At 43.3% G+C, this 23597-nt stretch carries 15 protein-coding genes, 1 tRNA gene and 1 pseudogene; 6 read left to right on the forward strand and 11 right to left on the reverse strand.

From position 1 onward, the window contains the following. Positions 1-78: 78 nt before the first annotated feature. Complete coding sequence (locus tag E8M12_RS02535) at positions 79-489, reverse strand: DUF3718 domain-containing protein (RefSeq protein WP_136734506.1); 411 nt, start codon at positions 487-489, stop codon at positions 79-81. Between the two features lie 511 nt (positions 490-1000). On the opposite strand from E8M12_RS02535, the gene E8M12_RS02540 reads away from it, so the two are divergent. Next, positions 1001-1396 carry an MAPEG family protein gene (locus E8M12_RS02540; RefSeq protein WP_136734507.1) on the forward strand — a complete coding sequence of 132 codons (396 nt, stop codon included), beginning with the start codon at positions 1001-1003 and terminating at the stop codon, positions 1394-1396. Positions 1397-1566: 170 nt separating this feature from the next. On the opposite strand, the gene E8M12_RS02545 is transcribed toward E8M12_RS02540, so the two are convergent. From E8M12_RS02545 to E8M12_RS02555, 3 genes are all read right to left on the reverse strand, one after another. Then, a complete protein-coding gene (locus E8M12_RS02545) occupies positions 1567-5124 on the reverse strand; it encodes a M60 family peptidase N-terminal accessory domain-containing protein (RefSeq protein ID WP_136734508.1) in 3558 nt (1185 codons plus the stop codon). A 182-nt stretch (positions 5125-5306) separates the two neighbouring features. Continuing rightward, complete coding sequence (locus E8M12_RS02550; RefSeq protein WP_169303017.1) at positions 5307-6143, reverse strand: hypothetical protein; 837 nt, start codon at positions 6141-6143, stop codon at positions 5307-5309. Positions 6144-6391: 248 nt separating this feature from the next. Further along, positions 6392-8410, reverse strand: a complete 2019-nt coding sequence (locus E8M12_RS02555) for a pectate lyase family protein (RefSeq protein WP_136734510.1) — start codon at positions 8408-8410, stop codon at positions 6392-6394. A gap of 798 nt (positions 8411-9208) precedes the next feature. Between E8M12_RS02555 and E8M12_RS02560 the strand changes: the two genes are divergently transcribed. Next, on the forward strand, positions 9209-10138 hold the full coding sequence (locus tag E8M12_RS02560) for a hypothetical protein (RefSeq protein WP_136734511.1): 930 nt from the start codon (positions 9209-9211) through the stop codon (positions 10136-10138). A 173-nt stretch (positions 10139-10311) separates the two neighbouring features. Beyond that, on the forward strand, positions 10312-11598 hold the full coding sequence (locus E8M12_RS02565) for an NTP/NDP exchange transporter (RefSeq protein WP_136734512.1): 1287 nt from the start codon (positions 10312-10314) through the stop codon (positions 11596-11598). Here the strand turns inward: E8M12_RS02565 and E8M12_RS02570 are convergent. Then, positions 11555-13378 (reverse strand): metallophosphoesterase, encoded by a 1824-nt coding sequence (locus E8M12_RS02570; protein ID WP_169303018.1) that lies wholly within the window; start codon positions 13376-13378, stop codon positions 11555-11557. The genes E8M12_RS02565 and E8M12_RS02570 overlap by 44 nt on opposite strands. 345 nt (positions 13379-13723) lie before the next feature. Between E8M12_RS02570 and E8M12_RS02575 the strand changes: the two genes are divergently transcribed. Continuing rightward, positions 13724-14236: a DUF3016 domain-containing protein gene (locus tag E8M12_RS02575; protein WP_136734514.1), complete on the forward strand. Its 513-nt coding sequence runs from the start codon at positions 13724-13726 to the stop codon at positions 14234-14236. Between the two features lie 167 nt (positions 14237-14403). Here E8M12_RS02575 and E8M12_RS02580 read toward each other — a convergent pair whose 3' ends face one another. Continuing rightward, positions 14404-15153 carry a DUF1194 domain-containing protein gene (locus E8M12_RS02580; RefSeq protein ID WP_136734564.1) on the reverse strand — a complete coding sequence of 250 codons (750 nt, stop codon included), beginning with the start codon at positions 15151-15153 and terminating at the stop codon, positions 14404-14406. A gap of 1160 nt (positions 15154-16313) precedes the next feature. Here E8M12_RS02580 and E8M12_RS02585 point away from each other — a divergent pair. Further along, on the forward strand, positions 16314-17444 hold the full coding sequence (locus tag E8M12_RS02585) for a hypothetical protein (protein WP_136734515.1): 1131 nt from the start codon (positions 16314-16316) through the stop codon (positions 17442-17444). A gap of 183 nt (positions 17445-17627) precedes the next feature. Here the strand turns inward: E8M12_RS02585 and E8M12_RS02590 are convergent. Further along, positions 17628-17909, reverse strand: a pseudogene (locus E8M12_RS02590) (transposase); the annotation flags it as partial. A gap of 273 nt (positions 17910-18182) precedes the next feature. Here E8M12_RS02590 and E8M12_RS02595 point away from each other — a divergent pair. Beyond that, the gene (locus tag E8M12_RS02595) at positions 18183-18572 is read left to right on the forward strand and encodes a PEP-CTERM sorting domain-containing protein (RefSeq protein ID WP_136734516.1); all 390 of its coding nucleotides are present in this window, start codon (positions 18183-18185) and stop codon (positions 18570-18572) included. Positions 18573-18655: 83 nt separating this feature from the next. On the opposite strand, the gene E8M12_RS02600 is transcribed toward E8M12_RS02595, so the two are convergent. The 4 genes from E8M12_RS02600 to dnaG all read right to left on the reverse strand — a co-directional run bounded on the left by E8M12_RS02600 (position 18656) and on the right by dnaG (position 23401). After that, positions 18656-18732 (reverse strand) — tRNA-Ile (locus E8M12_RS02600). A 170-nt stretch (positions 18733-18902) separates the two neighbouring features. Continuing rightward, positions 18903-19517: a putative outer membrane beta-barrel protein gene (locus tag E8M12_RS02605; RefSeq protein ID WP_169303019.1), complete on the reverse strand. Its 615-nt coding sequence runs from the start codon at positions 19515-19517 to the stop codon at positions 18903-18905. 176 nt (positions 19518-19693) lie between these two features. Beyond that, positions 19694-21547 carry an RNA polymerase sigma factor RpoD gene (rpoD, locus tag E8M12_RS02610; RefSeq protein WP_136734518.1) on the reverse strand — a complete coding sequence of 618 codons (1854 nt, stop codon included), beginning with the start codon at positions 21545-21547 and terminating at the stop codon, positions 19694-19696. Between the two features lie 93 nt (positions 21548-21640). Continuing rightward, positions 21641-23401, reverse strand: a complete 1761-nt coding sequence (gene dnaG, locus E8M12_RS02615) for a DNA primase (protein WP_136734519.1) — start codon at positions 23399-23401, stop codon at positions 21641-21643. Positions 23402-23597: the final 196 nt, after the last annotated feature.

The following is a 23597-nucleotide window of genomic DNA, read 5'->3' on the forward strand; positions in this document are numbered from 1 at the left end:
GATTGTTATTCATTACGGTCTTTGAGGACTTAAAAAAAGCACCCTAGGGTGCTTTTTTTTAACAGGTTTTATCTAAGTCTATTTACTGGCAATGTATATGACCGCTTTCCCTTCTGCATTAGGCTTTGCAGAACTGATATCGATAATTTCAATATCGTCATCGACTCGAAATTTTGAAGACACGCGTTTGTTTAAGTACGCGCTGGTTTCGACGGCGCCATAGCTATGAGAAAAATGATTGATGTCCTGGCCATTACATTTCAGCTCTAAGCTCATTCTTTTATAATTGCGATCAAACCCTCTGCTTGCCATTAACTTAAGTCCACTTAAATCATCGGTCACCGCATACAGGCATGCCTTGGTTTCTGTAGAGTTGTCCGCAGCTACAAATTCATAGTCAACAGCATGGCCTTTGAATGGCGCCAGAAGTAAAGCGATAACCATTACTGCTAATGCCGTTACTGAAGTTAGCGAAATAGGGTGTTTCATGGTTCCTCCTCATGAATGGCAATGTCTGTTGCCTTGCCGTTCAGTGTTTGCTTGATGCGTTATCGCAATATCACCGTCTCGCTTAAGTGCTTGAGGTCAAACTGACAGCGTTCAATGCGTTGCTGTAATTCGGTTTTGCATCAGGCCTCAACGAAACGTCCTATAATTAAAGCGGAAACCTACGGTAAAAACCTGAGGACTTCCTGAGGTAAGTCGAATATATTTGTTTTTTTAAAGTAAATATCAATAGGTTAGATTGATGGTTTTGAAAGTTGTGGGAATTCGTCAAATTGCCAAGGATTGATGTGGAAAAAACGCTATAAAGCTGCAGAGCTATAAGGCTTTAAGGCGGTAAAGCTGTATGGCTGTAACGCGATAAGGTTATAAGGCTATAGGCCGGAAAGGAGACAGCGCTTTCGAACTTTACAGCTATACAGCGCTAAAGCTTTAGGGCTTTAAGGTATATTATCCTAAGGCCATTGCCGAATTGTTTAATCAGGAGAAAAATAATATGACAATTCAACTCTGGTGCTTATTTATCGCCGGCTTATTACACCCTTTATCAAAACTGCCGCTGATCAAAGCACAAGCCCAGTGTCCGGGTGGCTATGACAATAACAATCCGCGTGAACAACAAGCGAGCCTAACCGGGTGGGGCAAACGTGCTCTGGCAGCCCATCAAAACCAGATCGAAAGCTTGCCATTATTTGCGTCAGGTGTATTAGTAACCATGGTTGCTGATGTGTCCTCCAGCATGGTGAGTTTTCTGGCTATTACCTATGTGATTGCCCGGATTGTTTACCTGATTCTTTATGTCAAAGATATCTCTACCTTACGTTCGCTAATATGGATAATTGGATATTTGTCGTCATTGGCCTTGTTAATCAGCCCCGCTTGGGGGAACTAGCCGATGATAATGATACAGCTGTAAGAAACTGACTTGATATCATTAACTAATATCAAGTCAGCTATTTTCATGGTTATAACCAGTCAGAGGTTTGGCTGGTATGAAATCCGTTGAAACTAATGCCATCAGCTGTGCATTAATTCAGTTCTGTTGTCGTTTTAATGACTCGGTTAATTATTGTTACCTTTGCCCAACAGGCGCTGTCGACTGACCGCCAATCCAATAAATACTATTGCCAGCCAGTCAAGTGAACCACCGCCGGAGCTACTTTCAGAGCCGTTATTCGGATTTTCTGGTTGTGCTTCTGAGCGACTGGGATCTAGAGGGTAGGCGTCTCCACTGTCGGGTACACCATCGCCGTCATCATCTGTATCTGCATTGTTACCTATACCGTCGTTATCAGTATCCAGCGACTCGCTCGCATCAAGCGGCGCAAAATCTTCACCGTCATTGACAGAATCACCATCGGTATCCGGATTATTTGGATCGGTTCCTAATTCCGCTTCAGCACTATCGCTTAAACCGTCGCCATCGCTATCGACTTCCTGCATCAGGTATGTTATTGCCTGCTCGCTTTGCACTATCGTGAAGGTATCGGAAGTCGTCACTTGCTGTACTAAGCTTACCTCATCACCGGCAGCGTTAATGGTATCCATTAGTTGTTTCATTTCAGCTGCGTTGATGGTTACTGATAATCCATCGACCCAATTGCGGGATAACAGTACTTCTCCGGTATCCGCTCGTTTTAACACCCAGCTATACCGTAAGCTCTGCCCTTCTGGGTCGTTGGCTGCTAACCAGGAGAACTCCGTTGCACCCGGGTGCTCGCCGCTGTAGTAAACCATGGTGTTTTCCACTATCGGCTTGCCTGGTGCCAAGTCCTCGTTGATGTCAAAATAGGTTTTCAGAATATATGCACCGTTGTCTCTAATTTGTTGCGCGGCACTGACATCAAAGGATTTAAGTAAAGGCTCGTAAATATGAGCCTTTAATTGGCCTTCATCGACGGCGGTTTTTTCTGCGTGGAATTGAATTAGCTCTTCATTGGTTCTTGGCGCATTATCCAGATAGTGAAGTACGCGTTCTAATGCCCCATCACAGGCTTGATAAGAGGCAAGTTGCGCAGATACGGATTCGCTCGGATGGATGCCCCAGAAATGAAATAAACTCCCGAGGTTGCAGTCAAGGGCTTCACTGCCTTTAATAAGAAATTCATCATGACTTACGCCAATTTGCGTTTGCGGTGGGGTACCGGAGGCAAGATCCTCCACATAAAACATTTCATAGACTTTGCCCAGGCCTTCCCAGCCACCAGTGATATCGGCCAAGTCAATGTATTTAGCATGGCCACGAGTCTGATATGAGGTTTCAATGGGCTGAAATTCAGTAGTTGGATCATTACCAATGGGATTGCCGTTGCGGAAATTGTGCGTCACCATCCAATCTATAGCCGCTTCTGTGCGGGTAAATAACTGATAGCCGGAATAACGTGTTGCTTCGTCATAGCTTAAGCCAAATACTGAATTCAAAACGGCCGCCGCAGGTACGTTTACAAAAGATTCCTGCTCCCCAACATTAATAAATCGACCATAGTGATGATGACCGAGTTCATGCAACATCACTAGCATGCCCCGATCCTGTTCCCAGTGTTTGTCATTTAATACCGCAAATGGTGAATAATAGCCTTGGGTAATGTCGCCATTTTCTTCCGCATAAAATCCCGGAGTGACAGGATATCCACCAGGGAATGAGCCAATGACTAGCTGGGTGGCATCCAAAAGATAAGCTTCAGCGCGGGAGCGTTCCAGAGGACGGCCATGAATTATCTGGAATAAGTCCATGATCTCATCCCAACGATCCAACAACGCCTTCGGCTGATCAAAGTTTTGAATGCCATAGGTTGGTACCGTGACCATAAATTTATCCGATTCAAAGTCAGCAAAAACTCCCGGAAACTGTCGAATCGACTGCCAGTCCTGTTCTGCGGTTTCGTATCCCTTGCGGGTGGAGAAATATGGAGCTCGTACGGCACCGTCAATATGAATTTTATGCCAGCCTAAATCGACACCCTGTGGCACCAGAATGTAGATACCGCCACCCATCGGGTTGATCACTTCAATACTGGTTGACTCTATTCGGTAATCCACATTGAGTTTGGGAAAGCGACTTGTAGAAGCAAGCGTCATGTGATTATCCTGATGCGCACCAACGCGAATATGTAAGCCGGAATTTACCCAGGATTCATCAACGGTCACGGTAACCGTTTCGCCTGCCGGTGCATAGTAACCCGTGGGGCGATAAAGCGCGGCACTAAGCTCACCGTCTGGATCCGACTTCATGCCACCCATTAGATAACCAGGAACGAGGACAAACTGTGCATTGATGTCGGCTTCGCCATTGGTAATGCGTTGCGCACCAGAAGGAAGACTGCCGGGAAACTGCTGATGTTCAATCAAGCTGATGCCGGTGGCGGCATTGGCATTATCGGGAGTCAGGCCTGTTTCTAACATCCATACGCCAAGGTCAACATAGGCTTTTGAAACATCGGAAAAGTCATCATATACAACACTATCTAGATTATTTTTGTGCTCAATTTTATATAAAGCACCAAATTTATCAGCATGGGTGTCAATAAAGTTTTTTGCTTCCTCTGCAAAGTCGGTGATATTTACACCGTTAAGGTTTTGTCGAAGCTCGGTTAACCATTCGCTCATTTCCTCGTTAGATAAGATCGGCTGACCATTTAAGTGTGAGGTGAAAGCGGTGAGTGCTGCTTTTACAACTTCCGGATTGCCGTCGGGCATTGGCGAACGAATAACTAAATTATCTAAGTGAACATCCGCTAAATTCGAGGTAGTCAAATTACCATTTTCAATGTCATATTCATGGCGCCACTCCGGCTCAGTACCTGGCTCGGAATAATGGGCGCCGATGCGCAATGGCGTTTTTCCCATCCAATCAATGAATCCCGTTGGGTCGATGGTATTTCCGGTAATGTTTTCGGTAAGAGATTTGTTATCGACACGGCCATTGATACCAAATCCTACCGTGTTATCTTCAAAATCCAGCTCTATTGTTGCGGTGTACCAGGTATCCATTTTCAAATTATGAAAACCAGATGCAATTTCAGTTACGCCGACACCGATGTTGAAAACTACATAAAACGTGCCTTCTGGCTGCCATGCCGTTTTCTCATTAAAGGCTGTTAATTTCAGACCATAGACATCATAGGCCCAGTTTTTATTGCTGAGGATAACCCGAACACTTTCATCTATGTCGATTTCAGGCAACATAAAATCGACGCTGATGTATATAGGTTTATCCGTTTGAAAATCCTGACTTAATTGTACAGGTAACTCCAGGTATTGCTCTCCCTGCATGGTTAACACATTACCACTGCCTCGCTGTGCATAGTTTTGTGAACCGCCCACTAGTTGTAAGTTATAAGCGCCTGCTTCATCGTTCAATGAGTTTTCGAACAAGTATTCCGAATTCACTATTACATCACTAGCAGTGCTTGCCTTTGGAGTCAGTTGACTGGTTATTTGTGGTTGTTGTAATTGCAACGTGGTTACAGATCTAGGTTTTTGCACTTCCAAAAACTTGTGCTCGCCCTGATTAGCAATTGCAGATACGGAGGTGCTGCCTACAATGCATGCAGTTAACAAGGTGCAAATGGAGCCAATCTGCCGCCAATTAACAAATGCGCCGGTATTTTTATTCTTCATTTCGATCTCAAAATAGGATTTTTATTATTGTTAAGGAGGTTGCTACACCTGCATGAGGCCTGTGCACAAGGCACATACTTTATAGAAATTAATTAGGCAAAACAAGAAACTAATGAGAAGGGGTAAGGTACGAATTTTTAAAGAAACTTCTCTCTTAAAATCGGCAGTTCTAATGTTCGAAATCAACCACCGCGTTTTTGCAACCAGAAGTCGGCATTAATCATCTGACCGCCTATTTTTATGGCTAACCACAGAAAAAGTAATGGAAATAACAGGGTTTGAAATACGTAAATAGCGATTATTTTGACGATATGATCGGCGCCAGCGGATACCCTTTCTGAAAATTCCTGATATTGCTCAGTAAGGTTCATGCTTTGTTTAAGGCGCTCATAATACCGGTTGATAGAAGTTAGTAAACTTTCTTCGCTGTCATCCGCCATGGGGCCGCTCTCCTGATGCTGAAATTCATCGACATCTTTTGCCACGCCTTCGAGGGCTTTGTAGGAATCTGTATAGGTAGGCTCTAAAAAAGCCCGGTATACGGTCTCATTTAACAGAACGACGGCAGGCATTAAAAATCGTAATAACAGGATCACCACTGCAAGTTTGATCAGAATGTGCCGCCAGCTTACCTTGTCCAACAGTGAGGTCCAGACGTTCATCAGTATGGTGGTGCCGGCGAATAACAGGAGAATTTTGGCAACGATTGAAGAGCCGAAATTTAACAATAGTATTTGCGCGCCCAGGGAGGTTGCCGCGGCCAGGACAATCCATGAAAAACGCTCTACCAGATCATTGACTGGGTCGAGCACCTGACCCGGCGTCATCGTCACACCAACGCCTCCCGGTTCTACCGAGACTTCCGTACCCTGAAACACAGAGATGGCCGCATTCATACCTCTAACCAAAACAAACGTGGTCATCGCGCTACTAAAGGAAGCATTTAGCTGTTTATTCGCCACCCTGTCTAGGTTATTGATTAGCCCCAGGGCAACGACAACAAGAACAACAATACTCAAAACTACCTTATTTAAAAAATATTCTTTACTTTTCATGTGGTAAGTATCGCGATTTGGTTGTTATTAATTACATAGTAGGTAGTTAAATGAGGGAAAACAAATCACTCAACGACGTAATTTTACGGGAGTTTGTATGCTAGTTTGAATTTAGGAAGTGACGATCTTAGAGATCTTAAAACTGAATATTAAAGGGTTGTGGAGGCCGGAGTAACAAAAGAGCCGAATAATTCGGCTCTTCTCGAATTGCTTTATTCAAAGCATTCTTGTGCATTTCCCATGATTTGAATAGCTCGTTGTTCTAAATACATTTCTATTGCTGAACGTCCGCCACCAAGAGGGGTATGAATGTCATTAGGGTTATTGGGATCGAGACCATTTTTTTGTTCAAATGTGTTTAACATACCATCGTTATCACTGTCTTCGGTATCGATATCTCGAGATGTTGATCCCCAGAACAGGTCTGGATCTTTATTACCGTTATACTTGCCGGTTCTATCCATGACATCGTTTATTGCTTTGCTATCTATGGCATCTCTTGGAAACGCCCCCGCGCACTTCAACACTCTTTGATAGGCTGTCGCTGAGCTATCGGTGGTGATTGGCTCATAACCAGGTCGTTTGCTGAAATCGATAGGCTGTTCGTTTTCAAACATATCTGCCGTTACTACCCCTTTTTTATAAAAATTGTAATTCGTCAATTCCTGAAAAGGGTTGTTAAACGTGCCTGTGTAGGGTTTATTAGGATCATCAACATAATTATCAAAGGAATAATAACTTAACTGCGGGTCTGAATTTTCAGGGTCTAACCAAATTGGCAATAAGGTTTCACTTGGACCATCAATGTAATAGTTACCAATGATGTTGAATTCACCATTTGCAGGGTTGTGGTGTACGGTCGCTTCCTTACTATTGTAAATAACGTTATTACGGATATCTGCTGGCCCGTAAGCAATGGCTGGCGCTCGTCTTCGGTTGTGTGCAAATAAGTTATGGTGTACGGCAATTAGACCGCCGCCCGGACCATTAAGTAAGCCATTTCCTTTTTTGTGGGTTTCCGTCTCTCGTGGGAAACTGATAAGCGACCACTGCACCGTGATGTTTTTGGCACCGGAATAGAAATCAATATTTTCATCACTACCGTGCGATGTACTCACGTGATCAAGGATAATATGGTTATTTGATGAAAACTGAATGGCATCATGATCTTGTTGAGACTTTCTCCCTAATGGCGGGCGTACTCTAATGTGCTGGACAATAATGTTACCAAAGCTATTATCAGGGTCACGAATATAGCGTGTGTAAAGGTGACCATGGAGCGTAACACCTTCAGTGCCTGGCGCCGTTTGGCCTGCAATCGTTAAATCACCATGGTTAATGGTTATGTCGCCATCGATAACGCCGGAAACATCGAACACGACAATACGCGCACCAGGTTGGTCAATTGCATCTTGCAGACTTCCCGGGCCGCTGGCATTTAAATTGGTAACTTTGATGACCTGTCCGCCAGCGCCACCGGTTGTATTTCCGACAAATCCTTGAAAAGGTAAGCTGGCAACTTCTTTTTCTTCATCGCCAGTTGTCGATCGAAATTCAGCGCTGACATCGCCAATGAATAGAGTGGCTGCAACGGTAGAATTAAAGTCAGCGGAATTTTGTACTCGTACTTTTACTCTATCACCATTGTTTACAGTGCCCTTTGTTGATACAAATGCGCCGCCATTAACCTTATATTCACCGCCAACAATCCTAATTGGTGTCGCTGTATTGATACCTGTAACCGTGATGCTATTTGAAATGGTTTGTGAAGATGGGGTTTGTTCAGTGGCGTTGATAAAGCGAAAAGGTTCAGGGAGGGAATCTTGCGACTGAGTTTCAGTTGTTACCTCAAAACTCGCTTGTACTCCGCCAATATTAATTGTTGCCGATGTTTTTTCGTTATATTCGCTTGAGCTTAATACTCGTAACGCTAATGTATCGCCACTCTCAATGAATCCTTTATCCTTGGTAAATGCTGTTTGATTAATCGAATACTCGCCATTATCAACATTCACCTCGGCTTTAGATGTTATACCAGATATCGTAATCTCGTCGGACGAAATGAGCGTATTTCGAGGTTGGTCTTTTCGCGCCGTGAATGAAAATGAGTCTGGTTTTTGAACTATGGAGCTACTGTCTTCATCGGTGCTAACTTCATCATCTTTTGTGCAAGCTGTGAGAATTGAAACTAAAAACAATAATATTATCGGTTGCTTAAATTTATTACGCATAAACCACCTTTAAAGGGAATTATCAAAATTATTCTATCGATTTAAAAAAGAGAAAAAGGCCGGGTATTCGTCATATTGCAGGAAACGTCAATAGAACCTTCACCTCAGCTGAATGCGTTTATAGGAGTTTTCAGTGCACACCAAATAGCCCTATTAAATGCACTAGCAACGGCGGAATTAAGCATTTTTCGAAAAAAGTATCTCTTAGTTCGGCGAGCCAATCTGTAACAATTTGCAAAGGTTTGTACAGTTGCGATCGGTAGATTGACTATTTTTCAGCGAATTCAAGTCTCTAGGTGCTAGGTTGGGAGCGGCAGATGAAATACGGCGTATTAAGTGATAACCAGAGAACTCATAGCTCACCGCATCCTGCTAAATTTTGCAATTTAACGGAGATACCTTGCTCGCGTATCCGCCCGACTTTGGTCGCTCTTCCTGCCTGTTTGCTGTAGTGCCGTGAACAGGTGAGATATTAGGCTGAGCCATTATTAATTCATTTGGAGAATCATTTTAAGGGGGGATGATCTTAATCAGGAGAGACTGATTAATTAGGTGTGTTGCAATTGCCTGTTATGTCCAATACCTAAGAGGTTTATAAAAGTTAAAAGCAGAAAAATACAGTCACTAAACACCTCCATGGTTTAAATGCGGTTCAACAACACCTTAGCTTTCATATTAAAGTCATATTATTAGCTGACTATACTTGCAAGTAATTGTAGCGCTTTAATTTTACCAATGAGAACACTGCCAATTTTCAATGAGTTAAGGACAACTTGCCTGCTTTCCCTGATAAGTTGCATGGTGATTATCGGGGGGCCTGCTGAGTCTGCGCCTGTCGTTCGTGATGAAGCCATTATCTTTGAATTATTAAATACCGGAGAGGTTGATCTTAGCGAAGGTGTTGCCAGGGAGTTGAGTAAAAAAGAAAGCATCACTCAAATTCGTCGAATCGGATTATTTAAAGGAAAACACAGGATTCGTGCGGCGTTTCGCGATAAAAGCTATCGTTCTCACCAAGTTGCCATTACCCGCAGTAAAATCAGGTATAACGATGCTTATTATAACGAGTTGGCTGCCTACCTGATTTCCAGGTACCTGGGGTTAAACATTATTCCGCCAACCGTAAGCAGAAGTTTAAAAATCTCGAAAACCGGGTTAACTGCCAGCGAGGAATTACTCCCCGGTACCTTGCAGCTTTGGGTTGAAAATTCGATGGTCCTTTTTGATTTAAAAAAAGAAGGTATTCCTTATCCGGGAAGTCTGGCAGATAAAAACAGTCAGATTAAGGAGATTAAAGCGTTCGACTGTATTATTGGCAATGTTGATCGACATGAAGGCAACATCCTGGTTGACCTTAATAAGAGATTTGATTCAGCGATGCGACAAAGCAATGAGGTTCAGGTCTATTTAGGTAAATTATGGGCAATCGATCATTCAAGATCGTTCTATAAAGGACCGATGAGGTCGAGCATTTGTCGATTAAGTAAGTTGGCCGAAGGTGCGGTGAGCAGGCAGTTTATTCAAGGCATGAGAAACTGGGATATTAATGAGGTAAAAGAATTGCTGCGCAGCAGTGGTTTATCAGACAAGCAAGTGCAAAGCTTGCATCTCGATAGCGTTGAAGGGCGCTTTCAAAAGGTAAAAAATCATATCGAAAACGAACAACGAAAAAGCGGTAAACCGGATAGTGAGTTTTACAGTTCTGGGCGGTGGCACCAGGTAAAGTAATTCATCAAGTCCTGGATAGAACGTTGCCTGCTACGATGTGGTCGTTGTTTGTAATCCCTTTTTTGACAGCTTCTTAGTTCAAGAATAAGCTTTGACATAACCGGATAAAATGTAGGGATTTTAATTGGGTGGAAAACAGTAATTCAAGCAATTACAGTTACCTGGAAAGGGTCATGAGGATATTTACTCATGTTCATCCCGGTGAAGGGAAATCGACCCTGATGCTCGCCGGTTACGCATATTTACTTATGCTGTTGTATTACATTTTAAAACCTATCCGCGAAGCATTAATCCTGTCAGAACATACCGCCGAAGTACGCAGCTACTCCATTGCCCTTCAGGCTCTGATACTGATTATCGTGGTGCCGCTTTACGGCAGTTTTATCCGCGGAAAAGGGGCGGATAAAATCTTAGCAAAAGTCTCCTTAATTATTGCCCTGAGCTTGCTATTGTTCTGGTTACTGTATTTATTCAGGTTGCCGGTATCTATTCCATTCTATGTCTGGTTAGGGGTTATCAATGTTTTATTGATAGCTCAGTTTTGGGCATACGCTGCCGATATCCATACCTCGGATGAAGGCAAACGATTATTTGCATTTATTGTTGCCGGAGCGGCAACAGGAGCGTTAACCGGGGCGCAGATCAGCAATAGGTTATTTGCATTAATTGGTGCTGAAGGGTTGATGTTATTGGCGGCGGTGCTTTTGCTGGCAACGATTTGGCTTCCCAGCCTGGTTGCCATGCCCTCGCAAAAACAACGTGGATTAAGCCACCGTATGCCTTCGTTAAAGGCTGGGTTTGATACGTTTTTTCATAGCCGTTACCTGCTGGTCATCGCCGGTTTTGTTATGTTGTTAAATTGTGTGAATACAACCGGCGAATATATTCTTGCCAAATGGGTATATCAGTATGCGCAACAGGCTCAGGACCCGCAGGTTTTTGTCGGTAAATTCTATGGCAATTATTACTCATGGGTAAATCTGCTTAGCATGTTAATCCAGTTACTGTTAGTGTCCAGAATATTGCAATGGATCCATGTTCATGGTGCGATTCTAATTTTGCCTGTTCTGGCATTTATTGGTTATGGAGTTGCCACGTTTTTTCCGATCTTTACGTTATTTTATTTAATCAAAATTGCCGAAAATAGCGTTGATTATTCATTGCAGAATACCGCTCGGCACGCCTTGTTTTTACCATTAAACCAGCAGCAGATTTATGAAGGGAAAACCGTCATTGATGCGTTGTGCTGGCGCTTAGGCGATCTGCTTCATGTCGGTATTGTGGTGGTTGGTTTTCACATGTTTGAGCTGGATTATTACCAATTTGCAGCGGTCAACCTGACACTATCATTACTATGGATTGTTATCGCATTAAAGCTTGCGAAGCAACATAAGCAGTTAATTAAGGACGAAAGTGCTAATCACCATGCCAAAGCTCTAACAGCTTATCGCGACGCTTGAAAATCGCGTTGAGCTGGGATGTTGTCAGCAGATCCTGGGTTACCTCTTCAATGTTTTGTTTGTCCAGGTTTTTTAGTGCCAGCTCTAACGTTTTCGAATAGGGTATCGGGTTTGACCGCAGGCTATCTGGCGTTGTTGTGTGGGTTCTGAAGCTGTGTGTGTGTTGGCTGAGCCACATTCGCCAGTCGCCGGTGTAACGAACGTTGCTTGAGGAACGATTGCTATTGTAAATTAAATAGTCAAACAAACGCATTAAATTAGCCTGATAAGCGAGTACACAGCCTTCATTGGGGTAATAATTTTTCGCCAGCCTCGTGGCTTCACTGAAGCTTTTGTCAATGCTTAATTGCAATGCACCTTCTTTGTCGTTTACTTCCCGAAGCACGGTCGGTGGGATCATGTACAGGCCGATAGTGCGGGCAATTTTATAGGCGGCAACCTCATATTTATAACTGTAGGTATTGTCATATTCTGCCCTGGCAGCGCGCGTTGACACCTTATGTTCATTGGTAAAAATCCCACTAAACGTTTGTCCATCAAGGTCTAACTGAATCATTTCGCGTTTTAATTCGCCATTTTTGAGCGGCTCGATTGCCTTTACTTCCGCATTTTTCAGGTAATCTTCCCAGTTTTCATAATGTTGGCCGTGATACGTCTGTCGAAATTGTTGAGTTGCTGTGGAAAAGGGTAGCCATTTGCTGCCATCAAATTGCTCTAACTTATCCTGATGGATTGATAACAGCATTGGATTGCCATGATAATAGTCACGATATAACCCTGTATCGACATTAATTACCTTACCATTCATTCGGCTTTCAATTTTTCGGCTTAAGGTTGGCGTGTGTCCTATCACTAACCTCTTGGCCTGAAAATGCTGTAGTGCCGTGTCCAGTATTTCCTCTTCATAAATCGGATGGCAGAGTGCTGATCCCCGGTACCAATACTGGCTGGTACCACCCAGATAGAAGGACTGCTCGGCACTAATAAACTTTTGATAGTATGGTTCTATATCACTTTGTGAATTGCTGACAAACTCTTCCAGTGTTTTAGAACCATCAAAAAATGTACTCATCTGGTATAAAGGCAGGCGTTTTTCAAGCTCCCAATAGGCTTGTAAATACGCTCGGATCGCCGCGCTAGATTGTTGATTGATTTGCGATAAGGCGATCTGAGGAAGGTCACTTGATAGCCCGCCGTGCACAAAAAGCAGGTCGTTAATCTTCAACATGCTTGGCTTACTCATAAGCCAACTGCCATAATTACCAGCGGCGGAAAATTCTTGCATATGACCAAAATAACCCGGGGGATATTGGCGCTCAAAATCAGCTCTCAGCACCTGTTGATTTACTTTGCGAGATGCGTTTAATGCGCTGTCCTGAAATCTTTGCCAGTAATCATTACGCAGCGATGTGCTCTCCTCGGCCCGGTAGTCATCATAATCCTGGTCGGTAACATATCTAAGATCTCGGACCAGGTTCATCAGTTCATGATTACCCAACACTACATGCACAGCGCCGCCTTGCGACGAAGCCTGAGTTTCCAGGCGCATAAAAAAATCCATCACTTTTCGCGAGTCGGGACCTCTATCAAGTAAATCACCAACACTGACAAAATGGGTTTTACCGGCTTGCCAGTTAAGATTTAGATCAATAACACCTGCTGCTATTAACAGACCGGATAAGCCTTCAAAATCGCCGTGGATATCACCAACAATAATAACTTTTTCATCGGTGGATAGGTTGAACGGTTGTTTCGCAGATAAAGCCGTGAATGATGTCATTAACAAGGCTATTAGCAGTAACCATATTGGTTTGAATGGCTTATTCATTTCATTTAGTAATCAAGTTGTTGGCTGTGACACTTTCAAGTTTAGAAGAGCAATATGGAATAAATCGAATTTTCGCAGTGTTGGTTTTCGAATCGCCTTTGGATTTTTAGCTACACAGGTTTTAACTGCCAGAATTGCCAGGGTAAAATCTAGCTTATTGTCACGGAATCGATAACAACATTGTAATTCGATACAGATATTTCATAAAAATAGAAGCATCTTGTCTCTTTATGGGTCATATTGGTTGAATAGGCTGTTTCAGCAACCAGTTAAATCTATGTTTTCCAGGGGAACCAAATGAACAAATGGCTAATGGTATTGCTCGCGCCGTTTCTGATCTCATGCTCAAGTACTAGCGACAACCCTGAATTTATATCGGCAACCGAAAGAGGGGTTACGGTGACATTGCTTAATCCCGACGACTTTAGCGATATAGAAGCAGGCAATATGGGCACCCAGCCTGATTTTGAGCAGAGTGTTGCCAACAAGTTAGCCGAGGCATTGGCCGACCATATTGAAGGAAAAAATATCACTATCGAAATTAAATTCACGGATATTGATTTAGCGGGTGAAACTCGATTCAATTTTCAGGAAATACGAGTCCTGGACGATTTATACATCCCACGAATGTCGTTTGAATATGTAATAAAAGACGCGACCGGTGAGGTGGTGACAGAAGATACCGCAAATATTAAAGAGATGGGCTATTTAACCAGAACGCTGTTTGGTAGTAAGGCGAATGAAATGATCGGCTACGACAAACGCTTGCTGGTGGAGTATTTTGACAAAGTCTTGAATGACCATTCGTAAGGTAAGACTATTTTCCGTTATTAACAGATAACGGAACCGCAACGTCATACCTTAAATAGCGCTCTTCGACTTGAAATAGCGACCTGCGGGGTTAACGCTCTTAAGGGATGTATATGCTCAAATGGAGAAAGCCCGGAGCAACAGGCCCCGGGTAATCGAAATTCTTACTAGCTAAATACTCGTCTACCGGCAAAACCCAGAATGCTAGCGATAAACATTAACATGGTAGTTGGTTCTGGCACAGAACTAACTTCCCTAATCAATTTATTTTCTACCGCAGTTCCAAAGTCGCTAAAATCTGATACCGGCTGTACAAAGCTACCAGTACCACCTTTCACATTAGCGTTGTACCAAGCCTCTAGGCCAGCGTCGCCACTAATGACGATGCCGTTGATGGCATCTATGCCAGCAAGCAGAGCAGCATCTCGAGCAGCGGCAGTGTTGGCACCATCATTTTGTTGACCGTCGCCCGAGATATCAATAACCTGACGCGTTCCATCAAAGCCATTATCAGTAAATTCCTGTACCCCAAAGTTAATCGCACTTCCTGGAGCCGTTGCTCCAGCATAGGTTCTCGACGTTGCATCTATTTGTGCAGCAAAAGCCTGTGCTGCTGCAAAGGAATCAATTAACACCCAATCAACCAATACGGCTTGTTGAGTACTACCTGACCATTCAATATATTGAACGGCTATCGCACCAATGGAACCTTCTTCAATTGCATTCCAAAGATTCACGTCATTAAATGCATCGACATAGCCTTGCTTTTGGAGAAGATACTCATTGTTGTCCACACTGCCGGAGACATCAACGAGTAATTGTAATTCTAAGTCAACCGATATCGGCATTGCTTTGGTTTGAAAGCCCGCAATTGCAAATACCACTACGAACACATATTTTAATAAATGTTTTAACATTATTATTTTTCCTATAAGTAAGTTAATTATTAACTACGTGATTATTAAATTACTGCTTCCTTATAACGCACAGTATTCTCGATAAAATGCATCTCTCCCATAAATCAGATATGGTCAGAGGGTGCATGAATATTACGAGATTGTGCACGTGAAAAGGTGTAAAATTTGTTGACGCCAACAACGTTACAATAGAGTTTAAAGGTCTATAAACTAGTGCTATCGCATTCCATTGTGACAAATTCAGTAGGAGGATGTTAAACACCCCAAATAGAGCAGAAACCGCGCCTATCGGCGCTTAGACTCAGTGTTCCTAAAAGTTTGAGCTTTAAATTTAGTTGTAAAAACAAATTCTGTCATACAACAGTGTTTAACTTCAGCAATTTTCATGCCTAGGCATCAATGTCTTTGATATATATAGGTTTTGTATGGTGGGGAATTTTAATGTTAGTTGAAAGTGTAAAAATATATGACGATATATTAGAAAAATGAGCATTAGAATTGATTAAGTAATATTCAAATGGGTTTTATAATCTAATTGGAGACTGTTTTATTATTTCTAAACTTAGGAATACAGCTCTTGCTTGAAACGCCTGTAAGAATAGCCCTCCCAGAATTAAAAATGGGAGGACTACCAGACCAAGCATAAGTCCAAAATGCACCGGTAACCAGCTGAAAGTGTTGAGTTTTTAGCAGTCACACATGCATCCCCGACCGGTTCCGACCCTATACCGAACTATGACTTCACCTCGAAGTTGGCCTTTATAGTAACTCCAAGGTTTCTATGGGAAAAATGTTCCGAACTCCGAGCATTCACCGAACCGAACTCGGTGGGGGGATGGGGGAGCAGGAGTGGGAATCTAAGAACCAGTGTCATAGCAATGCGATAAGCTTATGTTTTAGTATCCAAGACTTATCGCTATTGATGGTGCAAGGGTCGTTGCCCCTTTTAGCTGTCTTTTATGAAAATATGAGAAGAAATCCTGAAAAAGTAGTTCATGGTTAATGTTAGTGAAATGAGCATCAGACGTCAGGATATTTTACTAAGTGTGTAAATATTAATGAAGCGATGCTTTAACTGACTGATATATATATTATTATTATGGTTGGCTCTATATTTGCTTTCCGTATCCGTAATTCAGTATTTATTAAAAGGTATATACATGATCATCGGGCGTGAAATTTACATAATTCCATTAGTATTGTCTCTAGTATTTTCAAACCACAGTTTTGCTGGCAATCATTGCGAAGACTCGGAAGGCGTAGACAAACGACTTTGCGAAAAAATGGAACAAATTCTAGTCAATGCAGAAACCACCAATGAGTTACTGGGAGAGGTTCCAGGTATAACCGACCAGCAAAAAGCAGCAAACAAAAAAGTCATTGAGAGAGCGAAAAAAGCTCATGGGAGAACAAAGCCTGAAGAATTCAAAAACCTTGCTCGAAAGAAAAACAAATCATGTTTTATTGCAGAGGCGAAAGTCTTTGATGAACTATTGCAAGAAGAAGTCTACCAAGGCGATGGAGATGGTGTATGCCAACCCTCTGAAAGAAGCCAAGACTTGTGCCAGGAGGTTGTCGGGGATGGTGTAGGTAATGATGATGGTTTTTGTATAGCTCAAGGGAGACCCAATGAAAGGGAAGTTTGCTTGGAGGTTTGTTATACGGAGGAAGATGAGGAGAGCGAGCAACTAGGAGAAGACTTAGCTGAGGGACTCGACGATATAATTACTTTGCAAGAGTCGGCTAATGCTAGTTTGGAAGAGTTTTCTATTTCACAGAAACAGAACCTTATTGCGGCTCAAATAGAAAGTGAGGAAATTAGTGCGTTTTCAGCTGCTGCTTGTGATCCGGGAGGCAAGGTTTTTGAAAGAAAAATTGATAATGGTTATTTATGGGCGTCGTTAGTTGCAAAGATAGCCATGGAAAATATTGCCGATAGTGCGTGGGTCGTATGCAATCAAGACGTAGCTGGTTTTAACTCATCAAGCGCTTGTCTTGTTTCTGTTCTCATAAAGTTGGTTTTTGTAGGTCAGTATGAAATGTTGGCAAACGCAGACGGAAATCGAACAGGAGAACGTATAGATTTCACTCAAGAATGTGTAACTGAACTGAGTTCTAATATTGGCGAATTAAAAAGTGGGCAAGAAGAAACCGATGCTTTGCTGAAAGACGTACAAGACGGTGTTTTAAAATTAGAACAGCAAGTCATAAGATTAGAAGAATTAACTCAGCAAGTTCAAAGTTTATTATTGACACCTCAAGGCCAGCGGCCAGGGTACCAAGGAAAGTAGTTTTGGTGTCTTTTTTAAGTCTCTGAATAAGTCTCGAAAAAGTTCGGGACTTTTTCTTCTAAAGGAAAGGGCTGGAGTAGTAAAGGTTAATCAGGAGGTAATGGTGGGTTTAAAAAAATGGGACTACATAAGTGTATTAGCTCAGACCGAGGGCGTTCAGAATTCTGTGTCAGCCAAATTGCTTTAAATATCTAAGAGATTATCTAAGCGCCCATCGAAGTGAATCGCCAGTTGAGACAATGTCATATTCCAGTTCTGGATTGGCATTGACCATTTCTTAGAAGCATTTAATATCCCAGCATACAGCAGCTTTAGCAAGCTGTTTTCATTCGGGAAACCACCTTTCGTTTTCGTCAGTTTTCGAAACTGGCGATGAACAGCCTCGATGGCGTTGGTGGTGTAAATTGCCTTGCGCACATAGTCAGGGTACTTGAAGTACACAGACAAATTAGCCCACTTATTACGTCAGGAGTGTTGATTTGCACTTAAATTTGAACCATGAATTGCATTCAAAAATAATCCGGTCTAACCAAAATATTGTATCTTTTATTCAGATAATTAGCATTCATACTGTGGTTCACTTTTTGAGTGCAAATTTTCTTTCTTTTTGGATCAATTCTGCATGCAAATTAACAGTCTGACAGTCTGCAGCAAAACGAAGCAGGTCAAGTTATTGGATACTCCACGCACTATGTAGGTAGTGGAGGGAGGACAGCCTGGTTTTATGATGCAGATACCATGATTACATACACGTTTGATGTTGTTCCACTTTCGGGAACTAGTAGTAACTTTTCTCTTATTACAGAAGAAGGGATAGCATTCGGTAGTTATCAGATAGGTAGAGGAGCCCTACGAGCATTCGGATTCACGATCGACTCAGGTTTTTTTGATATTTCAGAGTTAGTTGGAGCTGATGAGTTGGCTGCTAACGGTATTGCTTTCATTAGCAGGGTCGTGCGTTATTCAGCGAATGGGTATATTTTCGGAGAGGCTAAAACTATTGATGGGTATTATCGAAATTTCACTTTAGGACTCACCCCACGAAAAAGCACAAGCGTTCCTGCACCGACAACCCTGATTTTGTTTATTATGGGATTTTTGGTTTTTGTTCGAAGTCGTCATAGCTGAGATTGATTAACGTAGACTTTTTAAGTCTGATATTTTTCGGCGAAGCTATAGAAAAATTAATAGTCATTTTCTGAGGAAAAGAATGGTGGCCCCTCCCAGACTTGAACTGGGGACCTACCGATTATGAGTCGGGTGCTCTAACCAACTGAGCTAAAGGGCCATTCAGAGAAGTAGAACCGAAGTTCTAAACCAGAACATTGCTAATGACATTAGCAAAAAGTGGCGGCAAGTATAAGCATTTTTTATTTTAATGTCACCAGTGTAAATGGAAAAAGTGGAAGCTTTCAGGATTGATTGGCTAAATGTTGTTCAGTTGGGTTCTGGCCACTTTTAAAACTTAAAAACCACCCCGGCACTGACATCGGCCTGGTACCAGAAATTGGACGAACCATTGATGGCGCATTCGCCGGTATCACAGAACATTTCATCATTTCCTTCATAAAATGTTGCAATCACCCGGGTTTCAAACTTCAGGTTTATGGCTTTGTTGACCGGAAATTCCGCGGCCAGACCGACGTTGGCAGAAGGGTGGGTGGAGCTTCCCAGTTCATCGCTATTGGTGTCTATATGGGATACCCCCAGGCCGCCTAGCAGGTAGAGCGGCACGCGGCCATTGTTGAGTCGTAAGTTACCACCAATATGGACAAAGCTGGTTTGAATATCTGAATTTAAAAAGCTTGCTGCGGAGGAATTGTCACTCATGCTCTGGCTGAGAAAAATTTCGCCTTTGTGATGATTTTTGGTGTCCCAGGCAAGAATGCCATTCATCGGATTGACCGGTTCGAAGTAGTTATCGAGTAGAGAGTCGGAAATAACCGTTTCCCCGGTCGGTGCCGAGGTGAGTGAGATCTGCCATTGTTCAAAATTTTCATCCGGTAAAGCGTGTGCCACGACAGGGCAAAATAACAAGCTAAACCAAACGAGAATATAGCCTTTATTATTCATATTTCTTTGCAAATGGTTGGATAATTTAAGGATAGTCATGAATGGTTAAAAGGAAACCGAAAAAGGAAAAAAAAGAGGGGAGGTGGAAGAGGGAGGTGGAAGTGGAAGGTGGATGAGGCCGCTTACAGCTCCAATAAAAAAGCCCGCTAGTGCGGGCTTTTTTTAAATCGTTTTTTTTATTCGCCGTCGAGGAAGCTTTTCAGCTGCTCAGAGCGGGAAGGGTGGCGAAGCTTACGAAGCGCCTTAGCTTCGATTTGACGAATACGCTCACGGGTTACATCAAACTGCTTACCAACTTCTTCCAGGGTATGGTCGGTATTCATATCGATACCAAAACGCATACGTAATACCTTAGCTTCACGAGCCGTCAGGCCGGCTAAAACTTCGTGAGTGGCATTTTTCAGGTTCTCAGTAGTTGCCGCATCGACTGGTAACTCACCGCTACCGTCTTCGATAAAGTCACCTAAGTGCGAATCTTCATCATCACCAATTGGCGTCTCCATTGAGATTGGCTCTTTGGCGATCTTCAGCACTTTACGGATTTTATCTTCCGGCATCATCATCCGTTCCGCCAGTTCTTCCGGAGTCGGTTCACGACCCATTTCCTGAAGCATCTGACGGGAAATACGATTCAGCTTGTTGATGGTTTCAATCATGTGCACCGGAATACGAATGGTACGTGCCTGATCCGCGATTGAGCGGGTGATCGCCTGACGAATCCACCAGGTGGCGTAGGTCGAGAACTTGTAGCCACGACGGTATTCGAATTTATCGACTGCTTTCATCAGACCGATGTTACCTTCCTGAATTAGATCCAGGAATTGTAAGCCACGGTTGGTGTATTTCTTAGCGATAGAGATAACCAAACGTAAGTTAGCTTCAACCATTTCTTTTTTCGCACGGCGAGCCTTAGCTTCACCAATCGACATGCGACGGTTGATATCTTTAATGCTTTGTACGCTTAAAAAGGTTTCTTCTTCCAGAGCATTTAATTTGTAGATACAACGCTCAATATCAAACTGAACCAGTTTTAATTTATCGGAATACGGATGGCCAGCGGCGACTTCTTTCTCAAACCAGTCAAGTTTGGTCTCATTGCCTGGGAATATCTTGATGAAGGTGGTTTTCGGCATACCGGCACCAACCACGCAGTGTTTCATGATCAGGCGCTCCTGAACACGAACACGGTCCATCACATCGCGCATGTTTTTCACCAGGCGATCGAAAAGTTTCGGTACCAGGCGGAATTCTTTAAATAACTCCGCGATGGCATCGATAGCTACCACGGCATCTTTGTGGTCACGCCCCTTGCTGGCGATAATCTTGTTGGCCGCTTCATACAGGTTACGTAACTCGGTGAAACGCTCGCGCGCCAGTTCCGGATCCGGACCATTATCTTCTTCTTCATCCGATGAATCGTCATCGTCGTCATCATCGACGCCATCATCGTCTTCATCGTCCAAATCTTCTTCAGATAATTCAGAACCAATGTGAGTGGCGGTAGGTGCTTCTTCCTCTTCCGCATCCGGATCAAGGAAGCCAAGGATAATATCGCTTAAGCGAACTTCTTCGGCTTCAAAATTGTCCCATTGTTCTAACAGGAAATTGATCGCCGGTGGATACTCGGAAACGCTGCGTTGTACTTCGCGAATCCCTTCTTCAATGCGCTTGGCGATAACGATTTCGCCTTTACGGGTAAGTAGTTCTACGGTACCCATTTCACGCATGTACATACGTACCGGGTCTGTAGTGCGACCGATTTCGCTTTCTACCGTTGCCAATGCCTGTGCGGCAGCTTCCGCTGCATCTTCATCGGTATTGGCTTCACTCATCATCAATGTATCGGCATCCGGCGCATTTTCAAATACCTGAATACCCATATCGTTGATCATGCGGATAATGTCTTCCACTTGATCAGAATCGATAATGTCCTGCGGCAGGTGATCGTTCACTTCGGCAAAGGTTAAGTAACCTTGCTCTTTACCTTTAGTGATGAGTTCTTTGAGTCTAGATTGCGGGGCTTGATCCATCTACGATTGTCCACCTATTTGGCTATCAAAATACGAACAGTAAAGGTCGAAATTATAGCAAGTCAAATTCAGAAATACCAGTCACCAGAAACGCTAGTTTTGGGCGTTTAAAAGTGATTGAAGCTCCTGTTTTTCCTGCGGATTTAATTGACCTAACCGTGCTTTTTGTAAAAGAGTTTCTGTACGTTGTTCAACAAAAGTGTTGAGAATCTTATCCAGGGTATCGATAAATACGCCTTCGGCGGCATCTTTCTCAATATGATGCTCCCAAATTAATAACCTGGACAGCACTGGTCCTATTTCACTGTCACGCCAGCTTTCAACCAGCTGCGCGCCGGTGTATTGGGGATTCGCTCGGCATTTGTGCAGTAACTGCCGGAGAATCTCAATGCCTGGGAGTTCGATAGAATCCAGCACTGAAAAATCTTCCAGTACTCCTTCTAAATGGGGATGCTCGAGCAATAATGCAATAGCCAGTCGTACCGGAGTGACTTTATTTTTTCCATCTTTTTTTATCGGTGTAACGGTTTTAGCCGTTGTTTTGGTTAATTTCTTCAGCTGCTGTTCACTACCCAGGCCAAACTTATTGGCAAGTTCGGTGATAATTGAATCCTTTAATACGCTATCCGGCATCTTCTCGAGATAAGGCTGAAATTTATCGATCAGAGCCGCTTTGCCCTCGGCTGAGTTGCCGTCGACGGTTGCGAGCAGGTGCTCAAAAATAAACTGGGACAGAGGCTTAGCACTATCGAGTATCTGTTCAAAGACCTGCTTGCCCTGCTTGCGCACCAGGGTATCCGGATCTTCCCCATCCGGCAAAAATACGAACTTTAATGAAAATCCATCGCGGATCAACGGCAGCGCGTTTTCCATCGCGCGCCATGCGGCATCGCGACCAGCGCGATCCCCGTCATAACAGCAAATGACTTCTTTAACAGTGCGAAACAATGTCTGTAATTGCTCAACCGTGGTGGATGTCCCGAGTGAGGCAACGGCATAAGGAATATCGTGCTGAGCCAGAGCAACCACATCCATGTAACCTTCAACCACGACCAGACGCTGCAAATCCTTGGCATACTTGCGCGCTTCATAAAGGCCATAAAGTTCCTGACCTTTATGATAAATACGAGTCTCTGGCGAGTTCAGGTATTTTGGTGTGGCATCACTTAACACCCGGCCACCAAAACCGATGACCCGGCCACGCTTATCCGTTATCGGGAACATGACCCGACCGCGGAAACGATCATAGGGGCGACTCTTATCGCCCTGAATGGCCATACCCAATTCTACCAGTTGCGCGCATTGCTGTGGGTTATGACCAAACTGGCCGATGACACCATCCCAACTGTCTGGCGCATAGCCAATGCCGAAACGTTTAACGATTTCACCACTCAAACCGCGATCCTTAAGATATGCGATCACCACTTTTGAGTCGGCGTGATGTTTGAGGTTGTGCTGATAATAACGGGCAATATTGCCCATTAACTGATAATCGTCCTGCTTTTGCTTGTGAATTTGCGCCTGTTTACGTTGTTGTTCGGGGCTAGTGCTTTGTTCACGTTCTACTTCAACGCCAGCGAGAGCGGCAAGCTCTTCAATGGCGTCAACGAACTCCAGTCGTTCATATTCCATTACAAAGGAAATGGCGTTGCCATGTGCACCACAACCGAAACAGTGATAAAACTGTTTATCACGACTAACGGTAAACGATGGACTTTTTTCGCTATGAAATGGACAACAGGCCTGATAATTTTTACCGGCTTTTTTAAGACTGACTTTGGAGTCGATAAGATCAACGATATCGGTGCGGGCAAGCAAGTCGTCAATAAAGTGTCGTGGGATTAATCCTGCCATGGCCTATTCGAATTACGCTTAGTTTTTTGCGAGCGATTGAAACCTATAACTTACACTAATGGCGTGTGAGTTGTCAGCTAATTCATACCAATTCCATTAAATTCTCACTGAACGGGAAATTACTTAGTGGACTTGGTATCAGTTAGATTTCAAAGATAAAAAAACCGCGCTAATGGTGATTAGCACGGTTATGAAG

Origin of the sequence: Thalassotalea mangrovi (genome assembly GCF_005116735.1) — a bacterium.
GTDB classification, from domain to species: Bacteria; Pseudomonadota; Gammaproteobacteria; order Enterobacterales; family Alteromonadaceae; genus Thalassotalea_A; species Thalassotalea_A mangrovi.